At 27.8% G+C, this 23,524-nt stretch carries 17 protein-coding genes; 5 read left to right on the top strand and 12 right to left on the bottom strand.

The window, feature by feature from the left end; translation table 4 throughout:
- Position 1 precedes the first annotated feature (1 nt).
- The 5 genes from EXC58_RS02055 (at position 2) to EXC58_RS02035 (ending at position 12,670) form a co-directional block, all read left to right on the top strand.
- Positions 2-8,677 (top strand): hypothetical protein, encoded by an 8,676-nt coding sequence (locus EXC58_RS02055; RefSeq protein WP_129725386.1) that lies wholly within the window; start codon positions 2-4, stop codon positions 8,675-8,677.
- 362 nt (positions 8,678-9,039) lie between these two features.
- Entirely contained in the window at positions 9,040-9,648 is a 609-nt protein-coding gene (locus EXC58_RS02050) for a DUF6088 family protein (RefSeq protein WP_129725385.1), read from the top strand.
- A complete protein-coding gene (locus EXC58_RS02045; RefSeq protein ID WP_197723782.1) occupies positions 9,638-10,678 on the top strand; it encodes a nucleotidyl transferase AbiEii/AbiGii toxin family protein in 1,041 nt (346 codons plus the stop codon). The genes EXC58_RS02050 and EXC58_RS02045 overlap by 11 nt, the downstream gene beginning before the upstream one ends.
- 347 nt (positions 10,679-11,025) lie before the next feature.
- On the top strand, positions 11,026-11,634 hold the full coding sequence (locus EXC58_RS02040; protein ID WP_129725384.1) for a DUF6088 family protein: 609 nt from the start codon (positions 11,026-11,028) through the stop codon (positions 11,632-11,634).
- Complete coding sequence (locus EXC58_RS02035; protein ID WP_129725383.1) at positions 11,621-12,670, top strand: nucleotidyl transferase AbiEii/AbiGii toxin family protein; 1,050 nt, start codon at positions 11,621-11,623, stop codon at positions 12,668-12,670. The genes EXC58_RS02040 and EXC58_RS02035 overlap by 14 nt, the downstream gene beginning before the upstream one ends.
- A 58-nt stretch (positions 12,671-12,728) precedes the next feature.
- Here the strand turns inward: EXC58_RS02035 and tig are convergent, their stop codons facing one another.
- The 12 genes from tig to gltX all read right to left on the bottom strand — a co-directional run bounded on the left by tig (position 12,729) and on the right by gltX (position 23,459).
- Positions 12,729-14,048 (bottom strand): trigger factor, encoded by a 1,320-nt coding sequence (gene tig, locus EXC58_RS02030; RefSeq protein WP_129725382.1) that lies wholly within the window; start codon positions 14,046-14,048, stop codon positions 12,729-12,731.
- Between the two features lie 73 nt (positions 14,049-14,121).
- Complete coding sequence (locus tag EXC58_RS02025) at positions 14,122-15,279, bottom strand: YihY/virulence factor BrkB family protein (protein WP_129725381.1); 1,158 nt, start codon at positions 15,277-15,279, stop codon at positions 14,122-14,124.
- Positions 15,260-16,687, bottom strand: coding sequence for an Asp-tRNA(Asn)/Glu-tRNA(Gln) amidotransferase subunit GatB (gene gatB, locus EXC58_RS02020; RefSeq protein ID WP_129725380.1), 1,428 nt, complete (start codon positions 16,685-16,687; stop codon positions 15,260-15,262). The genes EXC58_RS02025 and gatB overlap by 20 nt, the downstream gene beginning before the upstream one ends.
- Positions 16,680-17,999: an amidase family protein gene (locus tag EXC58_RS02015; RefSeq protein ID WP_129725379.1), complete on the bottom strand. Its 1,320-nt coding sequence runs from the start codon at positions 17,997-17,999 to the stop codon at positions 16,680-16,682. Before EXC58_RS02015 ends, gatB begins: the two co-directional genes overlap by 8 nt.
- Entirely contained in the window at positions 17,999-18,301 is a 303-nt protein-coding gene (locus tag EXC58_RS02010) for an Asp-tRNA(Asn)/Glu-tRNA(Gln) amidotransferase subunit GatC (protein ID WP_129725378.1), read from the bottom strand. Before EXC58_RS02010 ends, EXC58_RS02015 begins: the two co-directional genes overlap by 1 nt.
- A gap of 8 nt (positions 18,302-18,309) precedes the next feature.
- Positions 18,310-19,161: an RluA family pseudouridine synthase gene (locus EXC58_RS02005; RefSeq protein WP_129725377.1), complete on the bottom strand. Its 852-nt coding sequence runs from the start codon at positions 19,159-19,161 to the stop codon at positions 18,310-18,312.
- A 46-nt stretch (positions 19,162-19,207) separates the two neighbouring features.
- Positions 19,208-19,780, bottom strand: coding sequence for an SMC-Scp complex subunit ScpB (gene scpB / locus EXC58_RS02000; protein WP_129725376.1), 573 nt, complete (start codon positions 19,778-19,780; stop codon positions 19,208-19,210).
- The gene (locus EXC58_RS01995; RefSeq protein ID WP_129725375.1) at positions 19,770-20,516 is read right to left on the bottom strand and encodes a segregation/condensation protein A; all 747 of its coding nucleotides are present in this window, start codon (positions 20,514-20,516) and stop codon (positions 19,770-19,772) included. Before EXC58_RS01995 ends, scpB begins: the two co-directional genes overlap by 11 nt.
- A complete protein-coding gene (locus EXC58_RS01990) occupies positions 20,506-21,276 on the bottom strand; it encodes a lysophospholipid acyltransferase family protein (RefSeq protein ID WP_129725374.1) in 771 nt (256 codons plus the stop codon). Before EXC58_RS01990 ends, EXC58_RS01995 begins: the two co-directional genes overlap by 11 nt.
- Entirely contained in the window at positions 21,257-21,589 is a 333-nt protein-coding gene (locus EXC58_RS01985; protein ID WP_129725373.1) for a 4'-phosphopantetheinyl transferase superfamily protein, read from the bottom strand. Before EXC58_RS01985 ends, EXC58_RS01990 begins: the two co-directional genes overlap by 20 nt.
- Before the next feature lie 66 nt (positions 21,590-21,655).
- Entirely contained in the window at positions 21,656-22,063 is a 408-nt protein-coding gene (locus tag EXC58_RS01980; RefSeq protein ID WP_129725372.1) for a DUF1934 family protein, read from the bottom strand.
- A complete protein-coding gene (gltX, locus tag EXC58_RS01975; protein ID WP_129725371.1) occupies positions 22,053-23,459 on the bottom strand; it encodes a glutamate--tRNA ligase in 1,407 nt (468 codons plus the stop codon). Before gltX ends, EXC58_RS01980 begins: the two co-directional genes overlap by 11 nt.
- Between the last annotated feature and the right edge of the window lie 65 nt (positions 23,460-23,524).

Here is a 23,524-nt window from a genome sequence, read left to right as displayed (position 1 = left end):
TATGCTAAAAAAATATTCCAAAAAGAAAAGCTTAATTGTCGCTTCTGCTGTAACTGCTCCTCTTGCAGTTGCTTTAGGGGCTACATTCTTTACCATTCACTCAAATGAAGCAGTAAGCAATTCCAATGTTTATGAAAATTTAATTGAAGGAGAAAATCTTTTTAAAATTTATTCTCCTTACTTTAACGTTACTGCTGAAGAAAAAAACGATATCCTTTCATCATATTTGCAAGCTAAAAAACAATGAGCTTCTAAAGATAAAAACTTGCAAGAAAAACTTGATATTCTTGATAAAGCCCAAGATAAGGCCTTTAATTTTTACATCAATAATCTTGATAAATTCAACCTTGAAGATCAAAAACCTACAATTTTTTGAAAGAAAATTCTTTCTAATCAAGAAGGTCGGATTAGAGAACTTGATCTTAAAGATCAACTCACTCAACTTAAAGAAGATCAATCATTAAAATTCTTTGATGTGCTATACAGTGCAACTAATGAACAAAAACAAGAGTATTTACACACTCTTGCTACTGAAATTTCCAAATTAGTTGTAAATCAAAACAAAATTTTAGAACCATTTATCAACTTATTACAAGGAACTTCAAGCAAAATTGACTCAATTTTATTTGAAGGACTAAAAAAAGATGTTTCTTCATCACTTGTTCCACTTTATTCACGTATTATTAGTAGCGATATCCGCCTAAATGAAGTGGAAATTGCTTCTCAAGATACTAATAAAAAAGTTGCATCTTTAGAAGAGATGTTAAATAAATCTCAAAATCAAGTAAATGAAATTAATGAGTATTTAAATTTAATTAAACCTTACACTGAAAATGCAATTTATACTGATTCCCAAAAAGCTAATGTTAAAAAATTCCTTGATGCAACTAAAATTAATTTAAATATTGCACAATCACAAGCTGACATTAATACAATTAGAAATAATTTGGTTACTTTTTACCAACAAATTTCTGATTCAAATAAAAGTGTTTCAGAAATTAAAGAGGTAATTCGTGGTTTAAGTGATTATGTTAATAAATTTGATCCCCAATTAGACTTTAATAAAAAGTTAGTTAATGATTTAATTGATAAAACCTTACTAACTAATGATAAGAATACTCTTATCTCACAAAAAGCAGACTTATTTAGTGAATTTTATTCACTTAAATTTACTAATGAATTATTACTTGAGCTTAAAGAAAAAGTTAAAGCAGCTGTTGCAGATGATTTAATTTCTGAAAGCAAGGGAATTATTATCAATTCGCAAAGTGATGTTATTTTAAGTAAAAAATTACCAAATAAACAACTTGCCAATGACTTTTTTGCCTTTTATAATGCCCAGTCAAAGGAACTTGATCAACTCAAATACTTAAATAATGAACTAAAATTAATTGAAACTCAAAGCACCTTTGTAAAAAATCTTCCATTTGCTAATAAAGATATTTTAAATAAACTTGATGAGCTTCATAATCAAGTAATTAAAACTTATTCAAATGAAGTAACATCTACATTTTTAGCAGGAGTTAATAATAAACTTAACGAAGAATTTCGTTTAATTCTAAAAGCATTTTTAAAACAATTAATCAATCAAGCAAATGATGAATTAGCATTACTGAAAAATTTAGATAATCCAATAAATAATGATGTTATTGAAGAAGCTAAAAAACTTGAAGCTGTTGCATTACCTTTAACAGTAGATTTTGCTCCAGTTCCAACTTCAATATTAATTGAAAACATCAAATCTTATAATCTTAAAATTCAAAACTTAATTAATGCAAATAAGCAAAGTCAAACTGAAGAAATCTCAGATTTTGCTGATGATTATTTAACTGCAGTATTTTCAGATGGAAAACCAGACTATATTCCTACAAAAAATGAGCAACAACGGATCGATTTATATAACAAACTTAAAAAGCGTCTTGATGAATTAAGAAAACTAGTTAATGATGGAAATGGTAGTCCTGAAATTCAAAAAGAACTTGAAGAAATACAAGCTCAATTACAAAATCTCACTGATACTGCAGGAAAGTTCCGAGATTTATCAAATTTAGATAAGCAAATTTTAGAAACTATCAAACGTAAGTTAGACGGAGAAAATGCTACCGGCCTTAAACCTTATGTAGATGCAATTGAGAAAATTCGTAAACAACTCGATGGTCTTTTTGCAGATCCAAACGCTACCAAAGAACAAATTGATGATTTAATTAATCAACTTAATAAAGCTCTTAAAGACTTAAATGAAGCTGATACTAAGATTTTACTTGAGAAAAAAATTGCTAATTTAAAAGAAACAATTAGTGCTAAATTTGACCCAAATACTGCAACTGCAGGATCAAATGCTTTAAATAAACACTTAAAAAATTTAATTGAAGAGGCTAAAGACGTTTCAAATCCTGAAAAAAGTAATAAGGCAATTGATTTAGCTAATAAATTAATTGCTATTGCTCCTGTGCTTTTTGATTTAGAAGTAAACAAAAAACGTTTGCAAGAAATCATCGGACAAAAGGCTTCTGCTAAATATAATAAAACTCGTACAACTGAAGCAATTAATAATGGGAATGCACAAATTACTAATGCAGATGATTTAGTTGCAAGACTAAATAATCCCGATAATATTCCGAATTTAGAAGCTTTTGAAAGTGAAAAAACCAATCTTTTCTTACGGGGAAATGAGATTTTACTTGCTTATGAGCAAGATAAAATCGAAGAAATTAATAAAGAAATTCAAGCAACTGTTACAACTCAAACTACCGAAGCAAATACTCGTTATAAAGCTTCGCTTGAACGTATTAATAATTATGCAGTTGTGAAAAAAAGTGAGTTAATTTTTGATAAAGCTCAAGAAGCTGCAACCAAAATGGAGAAATTGCTCGCACTTACAATTGTTTCTAAGGAATTACTTGATTTTTACAATCAATATAACTCAGGTCAAACTACTTCGCTTGCTGGATATATTAATAATTTATTACTTAATAACGAATTATTATCCAGTGATAGTGATGATGTTATTATTCAAAAAACAGCCACTTTAACAAATGCTAAAGAAATTATTGATGCTAAAAAAGAATTTTTAGATGCATATAATTCACTTGCATCAATTTTGAGCGATGGACAAAATTGAAAAATATATGCACAATTAATGAGTGAAATTACTTTAATTAGCGAAGAAACCAATGCTATTATTTTTGATAATGATTTAACTGTTGAGCAAATTCGAGATAAAAAAGTTGAACTAGCAGCTAAAATTGAATCATTTAAACGTCAAAAAGAAGCTTTATTAAAAGCCTTTAATGATGCAATTAAGGATACCGATGCTCAACTTACACAACTAGAAAATGATGTAACTAAAGTTAAACAAAATAATCCTGATTACAGTTTTAACACTTACTATGAAACTACTAAAGTAGCTTATAATAAAGCAAAACAAGATGATCAAAAACCAAATATTGATACTGCAGATATTAATAATTTTGCTTTGAAATTACAAGTTGCTTATCAAAAAGACTTAGCTTTAAATAAGCTTAAAGACTTAGAAAATTTTGCTACTTCAGGAAATTATGGAGATAGTGATTTACACCAAAAAGCAAAAACTGCTCGCAACACTTTTGATGCATTATTAAAAATTGAGCTTGCTAAAGAGACATTAACTTTAGCTGAAGTTCAAAATATCATTGAAAAAATCCAAGATTTTGCTGAATTATTTAACTTAGAAAAACATGCTATTGATTATGTTAATAGCTTGCAACCTCGTACTGATGTTCAACATTTAAGTATTAAAAATCTTCAAGATACAATCAACAATACCTATCCTTCTTCAGATAACAATTACAATGATTTAAAAACCAAATACTCACAACTTCGGGAAGTATTATTCAAAGAATTTGATATTGATAAATTCAGAGAATTAATTAATTTTACCATTGATAATCAAGATTCTGCTAAAGGAATAATTGGAGTTATTAAATCATTTACTGATGCAGCTGGAGCAAATTATGATACTAGTGCTAAAACTAAATTAGATGCATGAGCTGATAGTATTAAATCACAAACAAAAAACGCTTCAACTAAAGAAGAATTAACAAGTATCTTTGATAAAGTTACCAAAATTAAAGGCGAACTTAATTCTATTGTTGCTCTTGCTCAAGCAACTAAAGTCGCCGAAACAACTTTAGCCAATTTAACAAATAATGATTCGCCACTGATAAATTCGTATTCATCAAATTTAACTGGGTTTATCACCGAGGCTAAAAATAATTATTTTAAAGAAAGCACCGATGATAATAAAGGATTTTATAATTCTTTAAAAGATAAAATTAGTTTTACTAAAGATAAAATCTTGCAAGCTGATTTACTAGCAAGTAAACTTAAAGAAATTCGCACCATTGTTGCTTCTTCAGATTTTAACTTACGTAGTATTAATGATCAAAGTGGATTGGATAAACTTGCTCAGTTAAATTCATATTTAAATTCATTTGAAACTACTGCAATGAATAATGATTTTTCAAATGAAGCAGTACAAAAAATTATTACTTTAAAAGAAAAAGCTGAAAAATTTAAAAACATTATTGATATTGATAATACCGTTTTAACAACCGTTAATAATTGAAGTGCTAATCCTTCTGCGACCAAAACTACTGATGTTAAATCGCTCTTACAACTTGTATGAGATAGCATTCCAACTTCAACTACTAATACAAATACCACTTTAGGAAAACAAGCTGGAAATACTTATAATGTTAATGATTTATTTGATTTATCTTCAGCAAATACCAAAAGTATTGCCGAATATACACAATTAAGCGAGAAAATAGTTACTGAAATAACTGCTTCGCATCAAAGAATTCAAACTCGAAATACTTATCGTGAAGCTACTGATACTAAAATTAAAGCACTTCAAGCTAAACCATTTACTGCATTAGTTCATAATGCTCTTAAAGATGCTTTACTGACATTTTTAGCTACTTTAGAAACTCAAAATAATGCTCAAACTAGTTTTAGTATCACTCCTGATGAAACTGGTGAATTAAACCAGACTCGTGCAAAAGTTGAAATTGTTGAAAATAACTTTGACGCATTAAAAACCTTAGCTGAAAAAGTTTATCAGTTAAATAATTTAAACAACCAAATTATTTCTACTGATGTAACAGTAACTACTGCAAAAAATCAAGCTCAAAGTTTAATTACTAAAGCACATGGATATTATAATGACACCACTAAGATGTCAGCAACAGGTAATGAATCAATTGCATCATTAACTGCTCAAGTTGAAGAACAATTCTTTAGATTGAATTTACTTTCAAAATACCAAATTGTTCAAAACTTATACCAAAATGATAAGACTTTAGATGATACTGAAAAAGCCCCAATTAAAGCTAAATTAGATAGTTTTAGCACTGAATATAATACTCCTAATGCAGTCCCAAGAGATTTATACAATAAATATTTTAGAGAAGCTAGCGAACTAGGTCAAAATGAGCCAGCTACAGCAAAAAACACTTTAATTAAGTATGCACTGGAAAATGCAATTAATCTTAAAAAAGCTTATAATGATGCTAAAGCATTTTTAGGTCTTGAAGATGATTCGCTTGATGATGCTGATGTAAAAAGTAAAATTGCTCTGTTAAAGGCAACTACTACTGATATGCAAAATGGTCCTGAACCAGTTATTAAAGCAATGGATAATGATGAAACTGTTAAAGTTAATTTATTAAATAACATTACTGATGAAATAACTAATTTAGTCACTGCTAAAAAAGATCAATTAAATCGTCAATTAACTTTAGATAATGAAGTTAAAGCATATGTTGATAATAATGCAGCTACTTTTAATAAAATGAATGTTGCTGACCCATATGTAACTAACTTCTTAACTCATGCAATTACTGACATTACCAATGGAATTGCCAATCTTGCAGATTTAACATATTCACAAGTTAATATCTTGCTTAAAAACGCAAAATCAGTGTTAAATGATCAAATTTTTGATTTATATAACAAAGGAAAACACGAAGTACAAAACATTCAAAACAAAATCATTAACTATTTTAATGATTTTGATGCAACTCATGTTGATGCTCGAAATGGGGCTGGAGTTACTGCAAATGATTATAGTCCGATTGCTAATTTAAACACTTTAGTTAATACTGCTTTAGGAAATGATCTTAGCAGTGTAGAAAATTACACTACTAAAATTAATTCTATGATTGCAGTTATTAGTCAAAATGTTGATAATATCATTAATACTTTTACTACTCATATTAAAGATACTTTTAAACATAAATTTAATCCAAAATCTACTCAAGCAAATGCAGGACTTCCAGGGTTTTATGTGAAATTATTTGAAGTTTTAGATCCGCTTAAACAAACAATTGCTGGAAAGCAACAAGGAGAAAATAATTACAAGTATAATAACATTCAAAATCTTGAAGTAATGTACAATGTTCTTAAAAGTGAATTTGAAAGCATTAATAGTTTTTACGCATCGATTTTAGATAAAACCGATTCAACTTCACTGTCATTATTTGCTACTAAAGTTGATGATTTAAATAATAAGTTTGTTGATTTTCAAAATGCGGTTCGCCAAGAGGTTCGTGCAGCAGTTGATAATAATCCACTTGTAGATATTTTTGCTGATTTATATACTGTTTCATATAATGATGACGTTCCTGAAACTCGAGATATCAGAGATCAATACTCTCAATTTAAAGCAACCCTAAACCAAAAAGTGGTAGCAGTTGCTCAATTAAATAAAGATGTTAACACCTTTAATAACTTAAATGAAAATAGCTCTAATGCTACTGATATGTTTGAGATTTTAAGTTCTTTATATACTAATAAAGATTGACTTAATGACTCAAATCGTAAGATGATGTTATTTAATCCTTTAAATGTAAATCCAAATCGAGCTAACTTATTAGAAGCCACTGCTAGTGATGATTTAAGACGCCAAAGCCAATTTAACCAAAAATATAAAGTTATTATTGCAAAAGATGATGTTATTAGGGAAAAATTTGAAAGTAATTTTAACGAAATTGTTGCTTTAAATAACGCAAGTAATCCTGCAGATCCAAATTTAGTACGTATTGATAATAATGATAACTTTTTAGATATGTTCCAGCAATTTGCTTTTACTAAAAAAGACATTCAAGTTCAAAATGATGTTAAATCAATTTTTTCACCGGTAACTTTTAAAGTTTATATTGAAAAATATGATGTCAATGGGTGATTCCAAGATATTGGATATACAACTGATGTGGATCGAAAATCACTTAAAGCAAGATTAGTATATGTTTATGATTCCAATGCCACTAATTTAGGGAAAGTAACAGTTAAAAAAGAAGATGTTATTATGACCTTTAGGACTTTAGATATAGCTGAAATTCCATCAGGTAATAATACTGTCTTTTATGATCCTAAAGATATTTCAACTCCTAAAGTAGGACTTGCAGCAAAAGTTGAAGCTTTAGATGTTGATAAAGCTGGATGAAGTATTCGCCAAATTTCATCTACTAGCGATCCAAACTATAGTAATACTCGACAAGAAGTTATTCGAAGAATTTATAATAAAATGAAAGAAGCTATTTTTGGATTTAATAATACTAATTCTGAAAATAATATGAGTAATGGAGTTTTAGTTGAAAAATTCAATGAGTATCAAAACACTTTACAAAATCCGCAAAATAATGTAGGACTTGATAATGTCTCACTAGTTGGAAGTGCTGCATCTCATCGAATCAGTGCTTATTTAGATAAAAATAATCGAGATAGAAAAAGCATGTATGGATTTGATTTTCATAACCAAGAAAATGTTGCTATTACTTTTAATACTCAATTAACTACTACTAAAGATAGTGAATATTTAAGGATTTTTCCACTAGATAATGAAAAAGGATTTGCCTTTTTACAAATTCAAGGTGGATATTTAACTGGGTTTGTAACTAGAGGAAGTAGCTCCGGAAGTAGCTTTTCTCCACAAGTATATGATGGAAGAATTCGTGATTCAAATTTTGATATTTACCGTGGAAACGGTGGAAATTTAGATAAATGATGAGAAATTGATAAAAATCAAACTCCAACAGGTGTTAACTTAAACTTGTATAAATTTAATATTGATTATGATCCAGTTAAACGGAAAGTGTATTTTTATAATTCGTGAGTTGAAAACACCTTATTTTTACCTAATCGTGGTGAAATTGGAGCTAAAATTTTAGATTTTTATGCAACAGCTAGCTCTAATTTAAAACAAGATGATGCATCATTTATTCAAAACATTGGAAATAATTTCCAAAACAATCAACTTTCTCCTAACTACATTGCATCTCCAGAAGATTTAGCAAGAGTATATTCGATTGCATCTTCTAATCCTGACACAATTTTTATGGATAATGCTGGAGATAGTTCAAGTAAATTGCCAATTCAAGCAGTAAATGCATTTGGTTCATCTCCATTTTTCCCAATCAATGGTGGACAAGCAGTAATTGTTAGAAATATTGTTCAAGGTCAAACTGGAGCTCCACCCGAAGCTGCAATGTTAAATCCTATACATCCAAATGGTAATAATCTTAGAACTCTTTTTACACAAAATCGTGGATCTGATTGAATTATTAAAGAATCAGCAAGAGCTCAATTATATTCAGCTTCAATTAATAAATTTTGATTTAAAATCCGAAATCGTTAATAATATTTAAAAAAGAGATTTGTAAAAAATCTCTTTTTTGTTTAATTTATATATCAAATATAAACATTTAAAAAATTAGATTTGTCTTTAGTAGCTACGTTTTTTTACTTAAGTTAAAAAAAGAAAATTTTTTGCTATTTTCTAACAAAAATTTTATTACTTAAATGAATGGAGATTTAAAGAAGTTTGATTAAATCTTTGTTCAAAGAATAAATACAAAAGTCCACTAACAAGTGGTGTGATGACACTGAAAATCATCATATTTTGCAACAAAACATTAATGAGTTTAAGCGACTTTTAAATACTTTAGGTAAAATTTTTGTTTGTAGTATTATAATTTTTATAATTAAAGGGGTATAAAAATGCAAACTGCAACGCAACAAATTAGAAATATTATTTTTAATAATCCATGCAAAATCTTCTCTATTAATGATTTTGAAAATATTTCAAAGAATAAAAATACCGTTAAATCAATTCTATATCGATTAGCTAAAAATGGCCAAATTACTCGTTTATTAAATGGATTGTACACTAAACCTTATTACATAGATGTTATAGACGAATATTCAACTCCATCTCCTGATGAAGTAGCACGAAAAATTGCTCAAAAATTCAATTGAACGATTGCTCCTGGTGGAGAAATTACTTTAAATTACACTGGAGTGTTTAATCAAGTTCCTAGTGAATATGTTTATGTTTCAGATGGTCCGTCTCGTATTTATGAATATGAAGGATGAGCAATTACTTTTAAACATACAGATAAAAAGTATATTAAAGGTCGCTCAGTACAATTTATCATTTTAATTGAAGCAATTAAAAGACTTGGTAAAAGAAATCTTAGAAAGCCAGAATTAGAGCGATTAGCATTATTTGCTAGAAACATTAAAGAAGATTTGCGTAATGATACGCTTGATATAGCCACTTGAATTCGAAATGTTTTATTGCAAATAAAGGCAATAAATGAATATTAAGAAATTTTTAAAATTACCAGCTGAAAAAAGAAAAAGAATTTATAATAACACAGTCAAAAAACTTAAAGTTTCTCCTGCTGTAGTTGAAAAAGATTTATGAGTTTGCATTCTTTTAAATTATCTCTTTACTAATTTTAAATATAAAGATGCCATTATTTTTAAAGGTGGAACAAGTCTTTCGAAAGTTTATAATCTCATTGAAAGGTTTTCTGAAGATATTGATTTAGCTTTAAACTGAGAGGTTTTAGGATATCCTCAAAAAGAACCTTATGAAGCTCGAAGTTATACAAAACAAGAAAAATATCTTGATAAATTAAATGAAAACACTTCAGAATTTTTAAAAAATGAAGTTATACCTGTAATTGAAAGTGATTTAAATAGTTTATTAAAAAACACAAATTTAAAGTTTTACATAGATGCAAAAAATCCACAAAGCATTTTGTTTGATTACCCTAAAGAATATGATCTTGATCCTTCGATTTTAAGTGTTATTAAACTTGAAATTGGTGCTGTAGCTGAACCAATACCATTTGAGGAAAAAGAAATTTCAACATATATATCTCAAGCAAATCCTCAATCTTTTTTAGAAAAAATATCTGTAAGAGTTGTTGATCCAATAAGAACTTTTTATGAAAAAATTGCAATTTTGCATAAAGAAGCTAATCGCACAAGCGCAAATTATCCAAATAGATACTCGCGACATTATTATGATGTTTATAAAATGCTTCAAAGTAATTTAAAACAAAGAAGTTTTCAAAACTTGGAAATACTTGAATCAGTTATTGAATTTCTTAAAAAGTTTTATCGTGCTAATTTTGCAAAGTATGACGACATTTATCAAGCTAAGTTAAAACTTGTTCCTTCTACAGAAGCAATTGATTTTTTTAAAAATGATTACAACCAAACTAAATCAATGATTTTTGGAGAACAAGTTAGTTTTGATGAAATTCTTAAAACATTGCAAGCTTATGAAAATGAGTTGAATTTAATAATTAAATCTTTTGATAAATGAAGCGATAAAGCCATATAACACAAAACCAATGCCCAAATTTTTCAGGTTTTTTTTAAACTTTTTAAAAAATTTATTATGAGATAATCCATTAAGTTTAGCATTTAGTTGTATAATTTTCTATTTTGTGAATATTTAAAATAAAATTTTTTGCTATTTTCTAACAAAAATTTTATTACTTAAATGAATGGAGATTTAAAGAAGTTTGATTAAATCTTTGTTCAAAGAATAAATACAAAAGTCCACTAAAATGTGGTGTGATGACATTAAAAATCATCATCATTAATAAAATATTAACGAATTTAAAAGTACCTTACTATTAAGCATTATATTTGTATTATAATTTTTATAAGTTAAGAGGTATAAAAATGCAAACAGCAACCCAGCAAATTAAAAAAATTCTCTTTGATAACCCTGGCAAGATTTTTGAAATTAAAGATTTTGAGCATATTACAAACAAAAATACTGTAAATTCAATTTTATGCAAATTAAGTAAAGAAGAAGAAATTGCTAGATTAGTCAATGGACTTTATACTAGACCTAGATATAGCGATATTCTGGAAGAATATTCAACTCCCTCACCTGATAAAGTTGCCAAAAAAATTGCTCAAAAATTCAATTGAACCATTGCTCCTGGGGGAGAAATTACTTTAAATTACACTGGAGTGTTTAATCAAGTTCCTAGTGAATATGTTTATGTTTCAGATGGTCCGTCTCGTATTTATGAATATGAAGGATGAGCGATTACTTTTAAACATACAGATAAAAAGTATATTAAAGGTCGCTCAGTACAATTTATCATTTTAATTGAAGCAATTAAAAGACTTGGTAAAAGAAATCTTAGAAAGCCAGAATTAGAACGATTAGCATTATTTGCTAGAAACATTAAAGAAGATTTGCGTAATGATACGCTTGATATAGCTACTTGAATTCGAAATGTTTTGTTAAAGATTATTGAAATTAATGAAAAAAACTAAAATACATAATTATTTTACTTTAAGTGCTGAACAAAAAGATTTCGTTATAGAAAGAACAGTAAGAAAACTCAAGACATCTTTAGCTGTTATTGAAAAAGATTTATGAGTTTGTATTCTTTTAAAATATCTTTTTAATGATTTTAAGTATAAAGATTATCTCGTTTTTAAAGGTGGCACAAGTCTTTCGAAAGTTTATAATCTAATTGAAAGGTTTTCTGAAGATATTGATTTAGCTTTAAACTGAGAGGTTTTAGGATATCCTCAAAAAGAACCTTATGAAGCTCGAAGTTATACAAAACAAGAAAAATATCTTGATAAATTAAATGAAAACACTTCAGAATTTTTAAAAAATGAAGTTATACCTGTAATTGAAAGTGATTTAAATAGTTTATTAAAAAACACAAATTTAAAGTTTTACATAGATGCAAAAAATCCACAAAGCATTTTGTTTGATTACCCTAAAGAATATGATCTTGATCCTTCGATTTTAAGTGTTATTAAACTTGAAATTGGTGCTGTAGCTGAACCAATACCATTTGAGGAAAAAGAAATTTCAACATATATATCTCAAGCAAATCCTCAATCTTTTTTAGAAAAAATATCTGTAAGAGTTGTTGATCCAATAAGAACTTTTTATGAAAAAATTGCAATTTTGCATAAAGAAGCTAATCGCACAAACGGAAATTATCCAAATAGATACTCGCGACATTATTACGATGTTTATAAAATGCTTCAAAGTAATTTAAAACAAAGAAGTTTTCAAAACTTGGAAATACTTGAATCAGTTATTGAATTTCTTAAAAAGTTTTATCGTGCTAATTTTGCAAAGTATGATGACATTTATCAGGCTATGTTAAAACTTGTTCCTTCTACAGAAGCAATTGAATTTTTTAAAAATGATTACAACCAAACTAAATCAATGATTTTTGGAGAACAAGTTAGTTTTGATGAGATTCTTAAAACATTACAAGCTTATGAAAGTGAGTTGAATTTAGTAATTAAATCTTTTGATAAATGAAGCAACAAAACCATATAATAAAAAACCATTGATCCACAAAAATCAAGGACAATGGTTTTTTATTATCTAAATTTTTTTATTTTAATAATTGTGAGTATGCTTTTTCAAATTCAGGAAGCGATTTTTCGTCAACAACTTTTAAAATTGCTTCTAAAAATTTCTTAAGTCAAACAAGGCGTTTTTTAAATTCATTATCTATAAGAGAGAACTTGAATTCTAAATCTTTTATTTCTTCATCGGTTGTTTGTTCTGGACTATAGTTTTTAATTAAATATTCATTTGCTAGTTGAAGTTTTACTTCTTTTTGAGCAGCTTCCATAAGTTCAGCTTTTAGTTTATCATCATTTGATTTTACAAGTTTAAAGTACTCGTGTTTTTTTACCCCAAAGTTTTTTAAAGAATCGTTAAAGTTTTTTTCTAATTCTTTGTATTTATTTTCTAAAAGAAAATGAGCTACTTTTAACTCTTCTTGGTTTGCAAGATCCTTGTTTACTTCATCTAAAAAAGTTTCGCTACTTTTAGTAAAAGCATTTAAAATTTCTCTTTGTTTGAAAAATTCTTTAGCTTGTTCAAGGGTTTTAACACCTTCCAAAGCAAGTTGTTTAATTAATTCTTCAGTAAATTCAACGTGTTTTACTCTTGTAAATGAATGTAATTTCACTTCAAAAATAGCTTCTTTATTTCTAAAAGTTTCTACATAATAATCAGCAGGGAATGCGACTTTAACATCAACTTGATCACCAGCTTTTTTGTTAAGTAATTGATCTTCAAAACCTGGAATAAAAGCTTTTGAACCCAGCTCAAGTTCATAACCTTGAGCTTCGCCACCTTCAAAAGGTTCATTATCAATAAAACCTTTAAAATCAATGTTAACAACATCACCAATTTTAGTTAGCTCTTGAGGATTATTTTCAAGGTCAAATAATTCTCGTGATGAAAAAGGTTTAGTAAATTCTTGCATTACTTTAGTTACGTCTTCATCTGAAACTTCTTTTAGGTGTAATTTTGCTTTTACATCTTCTAACTTTAAAACACTTAAATCAGGCATTAAACTATATTTATATGATAAGGTTCAATTTTCATTTTCGTCTTTGTTTATCTCAACAACAGGAGCTAATGGTAAAAGTGTGACTTCTTTTTGTTCTTGAGCTTTTTTAGCTACTTCAAAATGTTTATTTTTAATGAAAAAGTCAAGAGTTTGTGAGTGAACTTCTCCAGTATTAACTGCAGCTTCAAGTTTGTGCTTTGGTGCCTTTCCGGGTCTAAAACCTGGGATTTTTACTTTGCTTAAAGCATTTTTATAATTTTTTTGAAATTCTTTATCATATTCTTCTTTATCAAGAGTTAAAGTTACAATATATTCTTGGTTTTCCTTATTTAATTTAGTATCAAACATGGATTTTCTCCTTTTTTAGCTTAGTTAAATAGTTATTATATATTTTACCTTATTTTGCTTTTTATCTGCTAATTTAGTAAATATAAAAGATTTTATATCCTCGATTATAAGTTTTTTGATTATGAAACATTTTGTAGTAAGCTTGGTTAAATAAAATTCCAAAAAACATTAAATTAACAAACCAAGTAATAAAAAACGCTAGAGTTAAAACAAAACCAATACTTCCATAGCGGTCATAATTTAAGGTTTCATTAATTCAAAATGAAAAAATCATTACAAAGACTAAATTTGGGACTGTTGAAAAGATTGCTCCTCGTAAAATGTGGTGAAATTTAATTTGAAAACTTGGAGCAAACTTAAATAAAGCAATAAAGAGAACTAGTAAAAACATAAAAGTTCAAAAGATAAAAAATGCTTTAGTTAATGTTGGAGAGTGTTTTTGAGATAAATTAAAATCTCCAGTTACCATTGATTCAGTTAAAGTTTGTAAATTTGAAATAGCTCATAAAAGTATACTCACCATAAAAACTAGTGCCATTCCTTTAGCTCTGTTTCCTAAATAAGTTCCAACTTTTTTATGATCGTACATATAATTTATCGCTGCTACTAATTTTCCATATCCACTAGATGCAAAAAGCAAAGTGGTGATAAAAAATACCGAATTAGCAATTAAAGTAGATGAATCCAAAGAGCCATTATCACTAGTAAATAAATTGACTGTACCAACATAATTAGGGACATCCGGGAAAAAGCTTCCTAAAGTAGCATTGATAAATCGTTCTTTAAAAACAATTTGTTCAGGTGCATTTCCATAAACAATATAACCGAGCAGTAAATTTAAATTTAAAATAATATAAATAACTGGAATAAATGAAATAAGAAAATAAAAAGCAATTGTTAATCAAGTAAAATTAAAATCTTTAGAAATAAATTTTGCAAAAACAATTTCTACAACTCCCCGACGTTTACGGTGAAGGGCATTAATTTTATCGATGGTTTCAAAATTTTCTTTTTTCTTATAAATTAAGAATTTTAAATATCTAAAACCTGGAAAAGTTAAAAATCAAGCAAAAATCAAAATAATTAATTTCAAAATAAATTCAAATCAAAGACCTAAATATTTATACGGGTCATCTCAAATTAAATTTATCGATCAATTAATATATCTTCTTCGCTTATATTTAAATCATAAAAGCTTCTTATATACATTTTTAGTTGTTAAACTTTTCATCTAGCATCTCTTTTGCGATTTTATCGCTTAAAGTTGGGTTAACTTGACCTCCAGTAATTTTCATTAAATTTCCTAACACAAATTTTAAAACTCTTTCAGGACGCTCTTTGTATTCATTTACTATTGAAGTATTATTTTCGATAATTTCACTTAATAAATCTTGAATTTGTTGAGGATCGGAAATTTGTTTTAATTTATGTTGATCAAGTAATGAATCTAATGAAACGTCATTAAAATCACATAGTAATGGAATAAGCCTTTTTAATGATTTTCCTGAAATAATTTGTTGATCAAGTAATTTTAAGCTTTGAGCAATATGCTCAGCTTTGATATTTAATTTTGTTGGATGAATTTCTTTAGAATTAGCTAAAGATACAATTTCTGCAAAGAAAACTTTTGAAAGTTTATCTTTATCTTCATAAGGAATTGCATCAAAGTATTTAGCAAGTTCAATATCATCTACTAAACTTTTAACATAAATGTTTTGAATATTTTCGCTTAGATATCTTTTTTCTTTTTCAAGCGGTAATTCAGCTACTTTTACTGAATTAATAAAATCTTGTGAAAGCTTAATGAAAGGAATGTTTGGCTCAGGGAAGTATTTGTAATCAGTTGTCCCAGTTTTAGTACGCATAACAATATTGGTGTTACTTTGATCGTCAAAACGTTTAGTTTGCTGTAAAATTTCTTCATTTTGAAGCAATTTTTGAGTTTGAAGCTTTATTTCAAAATCAATTGCTTTTTTAACATTTGAAAGCGAGTTCATGTTTTTTATTTCTACTTTTGTGCCAAAAAGATTACTTCCATAAGGTCTTAATGAAATATTTATATCAGCTCTTAAAGAACCTTCTTCAAGTTTTCCGTCAGAAATTTCAAGTGAATTAACGGTTTTTTTAATCATATCAATATATGCAGCTGCTTCTTCTCCGTTTTTCAAAACTGGATAAGTCACTATTTCAATTAATGGAGTTCCAGCACGATTATAATCTAATTTAGTTCCATCTTGATCGTGAATTTGCTTTGCAGTATCTTCTTCAAGGTGAATACGTTCAATTAAAACATCTTTTAACCCTTCTGAAGTTTTAATTGAAATTTTTCCATTTTTTCCAATTGGCCGAAAAAACTGAGTAATTTGAAATCCCTTTGGTAAATCGGGATAAAAATAATTTTTTCGATCAAAGTGAAGCTCGTCATCAATTTCCATATTTAGTGCTTTTGCAAAAGCAAGAGCAAATTTTACCGCTTGTTTATTAACTAATGGTAAAGTTCCTGGATATCCTAAATCAATTTGATTGGCATTAGTATTTGGTACAGCATTAAAATCCACTTTTGCTGGAGAAAACATTTTAGTTTGAGTTTTAAGTTCAATATGAATTTCAATTCCAATAATTGTTTCGAAATTATTCATTTTTAGCTCCTATTAGTTTTTCAAGATATAAAGCATAATTTAATAAATCGCTATCACCATAAATTTTTGAATCAATAGTTAAATTAAAAGGCATATTATTTTTATTTCCTAAAGGAATAGATAAAGAAGGATTTCCAGCTAAATTTGAACCTGTTAAAATATAATCCATTACATCATATGAAGTGCTTGAATTTAATAGCGGGGCTATTGAAGCAAATGAAGGATAAATTAATATATCTGCACTTTGATGTAACGAGTTAAGATAATCTCTAATTACACGACGAGCTTTCATAGCTTTAATAAAAATTTCTTCTTGATTTTCACTATATAAAAAGTAACTTCCAAGAGCTAATCTTTCACTTACCATATGTCCAAATTTTTCGCTTCGAGTTTTAGTCATAATTTCGGTGTAATCATTTCCGTTTACTTTGGAACCAAAGCAAATTCCGGTTAAATTGGACAAATTTGAAGAAGCTTCTGAAAAACTAATTACTTGATAAACAGGTTTTATACATCTTAAAATATCTAAATTAGGCTGAATAATATCCACATTTATTGATTGCTTTTGTAGTTTATTAAGCAACTTATTAAAAGTTTCGTTAACCTCAGAATCACAAAATTGCGAAAAATCAAAAGCTATAATTTTTTTAGGTTTTGTTTCTTGAAGATTATCTAATGGAACTTTCACCGAAGACATATCTTTAGAATCTTGTCCGTATAAAGCTTTAGATACATAGTAAATATCATTAACATTATGAGCAAAATAAGCTACAGTATCTAATGAAGAAGCATACGCAAACAATCCATATCGAGAAATAGCTCCATACGAAGGTTTAAACCCCACAATCCCATTATATGAAGCTGGAAGTCTAACACTATCTCCGGTGTCGCTTCCAATTGCAAATGAAATATTTTCGCTAAAAGTTGCAACAGAACCCGAAGAACTACCTCCTGCTAGTCTCAGTGAATCTTTTGGATTAACTATTAAACCATAAGCACTATGTTTTCCAGTTCCTCCTAAAGCGAGTTCATCATTATTAACTTTAGCTACTAATAAAGCCCCTGCTTGTTGAAGTTTTTCTACAACAGTTGCATTATATGAAGGATGAAAATTTTCTAAAATTTTTGAAGAAGATCGCACTACGCCAGTTTTTGTGGCATAAACATCTTTAAGAGTAAAAACAGCTGAATCTAAAATTCCATTTCCGTGTTTTTGTTTTTCAAAAACACTTATAACTGCATTATTTGTGTCTTTTAGTAATTCTTGAGATGCTTTTTCAAAGTTTCCTAAAACTTTTAAATTTTGATTCATTATTTAACCACCTTTGATGTTATGATGTAATTTTGATCCTTATCTTTAGCATTTTTTAAAATATCATCTTTGGAAATTGAAAAAGAATTATCCACAATGTCTTCTCTTAAAAAATCAACTAATGGAGTTTCGTTAATATGTGAAAGGGGAGCTACATTTTCTAAATCTAATTTATTAAATTTTTTCAGTTCATTTTGAATATTATTTCAATTATCCAAAATATTATTTAAAACTTCATCAGTTGGTTCAATCATTAGTGAAGCAACAATTTCTTTTAGTTTTTCTTTGGTTATGTTTTTCATTTTTTCTCCTATCATTTAATTGGACATCAAAATTCTTTGTTATTTAAATAGCTAAGTTGACCATTTAATCCGTTAAATTTTAAGTATCATGAATGTAACATTAAGCGTGATGCTTTTTTACCGCCGTACTTTCTATCACCGTAAATTGGAGCATTTAGATATTTTAAGGTCAATCTAATTTGGTGCTTTCTTCCAGTAAGAATTTGTGCAATTTTTTTATTAGCTTCATTATAAAATAAAGTAATTCCCTCTTTAGATTCTGGGACAAGTTTGGGCGAAACTTTCATTTTTTGAGTTTTTAAATCTTTGTAAAAATAAAGTTTAATCTCTTGATTTTTTGGTATAAAATCAGATAAAAATTGATATTTTTTAATAAATTTAGAACGAGCTTCATTGAGCATTTTTACAGTTAAAAAATTTTTACCATAAACCATAATTCCGCTAGTTTCTTTATCAAGCCTTCCGATATGACTAGGGGTAAAGCTATCAATTTTTTTGAAATTTAAATATGCTAAAACCTGATTATCTAATGCATTTTCCTCTCCGTGAACAGATATTCCAGAATCTTTATTGATAATTAAAATGTTCTCATCTTCATAAATAATGTTAAGTTCGTTTTTTAATGTGTATTTATTGAAATTTTGCTCATTTTTTTGCGAATCATAAATACCATAAACCACAATAATATCACCTTCATTTACTTTATAATTTTTATCTATTTTGCGATTTCCGTTCACTTTAAGATCTTTTTTGCGAAAGATTTTTTCAATTTTACTTAGTGGTAAATTGGACAAATACTTTTGTAAAAGTTTAAAAATACTTCTGGATGCATCATTTTTGGTTGCGACAATTTTAAACATTTACTTGCTCCTTTTGTTTTTTTAGAATAAAAAAGACAACCAACGGTTAGTCTTCCCTTTGACTAGTGAATAAGTCAAAATCAGAACTTTCATTTTCAACACCTTCAATATAATTAAAGTCATTAATTTTGGGTAAATCACGCATAGTTCTAACTTTAAAATGATCAAAAAACTTATTAGTTACACCGTATAGCACCGGATTTCCAGGGGTTGGAGAAATTCCGACCTCTTCAATAATTCCTTTAACTAAAAGAGTATTAACTACTTGTTCGGAAACTAAGCCTCTAATGCTGTTAATTTGACCTTTAGTAATTGGTTGTTTGTAAGCGATAATCCCTGCAACTTCAATAGCAGCATTTGAAAGTCTTTGTTTTTTAACTACTGTTACCATTTTTGAAACATATTCTTTAACTCCTTCACGAGTTGCAAGCTTAAACACATCATTAAAGGATACCACTTTAAGCCCACGATCTTGTGAATTGAAATCTTTATGAAAATCATCCATAACTTTTTTAGCCTCAGCAATTGTGTTTAAAGAAAAAATTTCCTTAACTTGTTCTAAAGTTAAACCTTCATCGCCTTGAATGTATAATAATGCTTCTAAAATTTTATTTTTCATTAAATTCACTTCCTTTTTGAATGTAAATATCTCCAAATTGCTCTTCTTGAACAATGACTAATTGCTGCTGACGAGCTAAATCTAAAATTGCAAGTAAAGTAATAACAAAATGACCAATAGTAGGTTGATTAAAAACCATTTCAAAAGTCACTTTTTCGTTTTGAGCAAGCAATTTCTTAATGAAAGGGAACTGATCTGAAGGGGTTAGCTTAATAGTTTCTAAAGTTGTTTGACGTAATTTTTGTGCATATACACGTTCAAACATTTTTCTTAAAGTAGTAATTAATTTGGTTGGATTAGAAAATCCATCAAGTCTCGAATCATCAGTATCGACAATATATTGATCAATATTGCTTGGTTTTTTAATAAAAATTTCTTCCCTTTGAAATTGAAAAGTTTTTAAGGCTTCTTTTATATCTTTGAATTGCTGATATTCCACTAATTGTTGAATTAAGCTTTCTTTTTCTTGTTTAAGTTCTTCGACAGCTTCAGGCTCTTGAAGAACCATTTTTGCTTTTAATTGAATTAAAGTAGCTGCCATTAATAGATAATCTCCAGCAATATCAATTTCGTTTTCTTTTAGTTGAGCAATAATTTGTAAATATTGAGTTGCAAGATCGGCCACATCAACATCAAAAATGCTCATTTTTTTATCCTTGATTAAACTAAGAAGTAAATCCAAAGGTCCGTCAAATTGCTTGATTTTAAAGGTATATTCGTTTAAATTACTGTTCATTATACTTTTTTATTTCCATTTCAATAAGTTCTTTAACTCTTTGAGCTAGTGCTTTAGGTTCTTGAGTGATGTAATTACCTGGTTTAAGCGGTTTTAAAAAAGAAACAGTAATTTTTAATCTTCCTTTTCTTTTTTTGTTTTCCGCTTCTAAAGAGTTGATAATTGCAACAGGAACAATGGTTAAATAATTACTTGCAGCAATTTTGAAAGCTCCGGATTTAAATTCACCTAAAGCCTCTTGTTTTACTCTAGTGCCTTCAGGAAAAATGACCCCTAAAGTTTTATTTACTCGAACAAATTCACCAAATTCGTTTAATTTTTTAAGCGATTCGCGAAAATTTTCTCGATCAATGATTATTGAATCAGTTAGCTTCAAAATTCTTTTAACTAAAAATTTCTTTTCTAGTTGTTTTTTAGCTAAAAAATTAATAATTCGGTTTTTGCTTCCTTGTTCAAAGTCTTGTTTTTCAAGAGCTGCAAATAGTGCTACAGGATCCATATTGGATTTGTGATTTGGGACAATTAATGTACCACCACTTTTAGGAACATTTTCAAATCCCTTAATTTCCAAGTCGATATTATTAACTTTTAAAAGTTTTTTTGATAATTTTAAAATATAATCGTTTCGAAATTGGGGACTTAGTGATTCATTATCCTTTTTGTATTTTCGATACATTGATGATATTTTTCTGGTTCGATGAAGCCACGCTAAAGAAGTGAAAATCTTCTTCAAAGTACGACTAAATGCTATTTTTTTCATATTTATCCTCGTTTTTAACAACCATAGCAACAAGTAAATCGCCATCATGAGAAATACTAATGCTAAAATTGCGAAAGTTTCATTTATTATTGGTTTTGGTTAAATTAATTTCAGAAAATTGGCTATAAGTATTATCACTTTTAAAAATTGCCTCTTTAATTGCTCAACTTCTAGCCAAAAATAACGCTTGCTTTTCAGAAGGTAGATTTATAAATTCAATTAATTCATTAGGAGATAATATTTTTTTAGCAAAGCTTAAATCTTTATCCTTAAAACGTGAAATTTTTGTTAAATCCACCCCGATATTCAGCATATTTTTATTATATTAAAAAATGCAAATTTTAAGATAAATCAGAGATAAAAAAGCACAGAAGTGCTTTTAATTTTCAATGGTCATTTTAATTTTAAAATTTCCAATAATATCTCTTTGATTTTGGTTTTTTGAAAAAAGTTCATATTCAAAAAAATATTCTTTTCCAAAATCAAATTCATGCTTGATAATTTGAGTGTAAAGATCCATCTCACGACCCACACCTTCGGGAGTCATAAGCTCAAAAACATTCAATGCACTTTGATTTGGATCTAAAACAATATAAAGTGTTGTTGGCCCAGCAAAAATATTAATTCTTTCATTAGAAATTTCGATACGATTAGCAACATTTTTGCTTGGTTCATTAAATGAAAATACCTCAAATTCTCCTTCTTTTGTCAATTCAAGAGGAGCGGTAAATTCGATTTCCTTTTGGTTGTCGTTTTGAAAAACAGTTGATTTAAATTTAATTTTCATATTGATTTAACCTTTTTAAAATTATGTCTTTTCCAAATAAATAAATAGCTTTAGCTAATTCAGGACCATGCTCAGCATTTGTGGTTGCAATTCTTATTGGCATGAATAATTTTTTACCTTTTATACCTAATAATTGTGCAGTTTGATTTATAGTTTCTTGAATATTTGCAATTGTAAAATCGTTTATTTTATTTTTAAGAAGCTCTGAAAAACTTTTAACAACTTGCATTTGTTCATCGTCAAAATCGGCTTTCTGAACTTTAACATTAGAGTAATTAACCAAATGTGAACTTAATTCGCTTAAAGTTGAGCAACTTTCTTTAAAAGTGTCAACAAAAAGATTTAATCATTCTTGCGAAGTCTCATTTACATTTAATCATGAAATTATTTGATCATTTTGCATTTGTTTTAAATATTGTTTTGAAAATCAGTTCATTTTATTAACGTCAAATTTAGAAGGTGATTTAGAAAGGCGTTGAGGATCAAATTTTTCAATTAGTTGTTCTCTGGTCATTAATTCATGTGCATCGGCACTAGTTCAACCCAAAAGAGCTAAAAAATTAAAAATTCCTTGTGAAATGTACCCTTCATTTTTGTAATCTTCAATAAATTGTTTTAATGAAGTATCTCTTTTTGAAAGTTTTTTACCATCCATGTTAGTAATAATGGTTAAATGTCCAAAATGAGGGGCTTCTCAATTTAAATATTGATAAACAACCAATTGTTTAGGAGTATTTCCGATGTGTTCTTCTCCACGTAAAACGTGAGTAATCTCCATATCATGATCATCAATAACTACTGCAAAATTATATGTTGGATATCCATCGGATTTAATAATTACTCAATCAGCAATTTCATCTGAATCAAATTCAATATCTCCTCGAACAAGATCTTTTCAAGTAATTTTTTGCTTGCTAGGCATTTTCAAACGAATTGAATATTGACCTAGGTTGTCTCTTTTTTGTTTTTCTATTTCAGAAATTTGTAATCAATTTGGATTATATCTAAAAGAGGCAAAACCTTGTTGTTCAGATTGGAGTTTTTGAGCTTCTAATTCTTCTGAGTTATCATAAGCTTTATAAGCAAAACCTTTTTCAATTAAAAGTTGTGCAATTTTCTTGTAGTGATTAAGTTTTTCACTTTGACGATATGCTCCATACTTAGAATTTGGGTTAAGTGGACTTTCATCAGGAATAATCCCTAGTCACTGAAGATTATCTAATTGTGATCTTTCTCCACCTTCAACATTTCTTTTTACATCGGTATCTTCAAGTCGAAAGACAAAATCACCTTGAAAATGTTTTGCAAATAGATAGTTAAATAATGCAGTTCGAGCACCTCCAATGTGCAAAAATCCAGTTGGACTTGGAGCGTATCTTGTTCTTATTTTTTTCATTAGTCTCCTTAAAACATAAAGTATTAAAATTATATAATAACTTATTTTTAAAAAATTTATCTACT

This window comes from Mycoplasmopsis citelli, from assembly GCF_900660645.1.
In the GTDB taxonomy this organism is placed as follows: domain Bacteria; phylum Bacillota_I; class Bacilli_A; order Mycoplasmatales; family Metamycoplasmataceae; genus Mycoplasmopsis; species Mycoplasmopsis citelli.
Note: the sequence above shows the minus strand (reverse complement) of the source record. Positions and strands in the feature narration are given on the sequence as shown.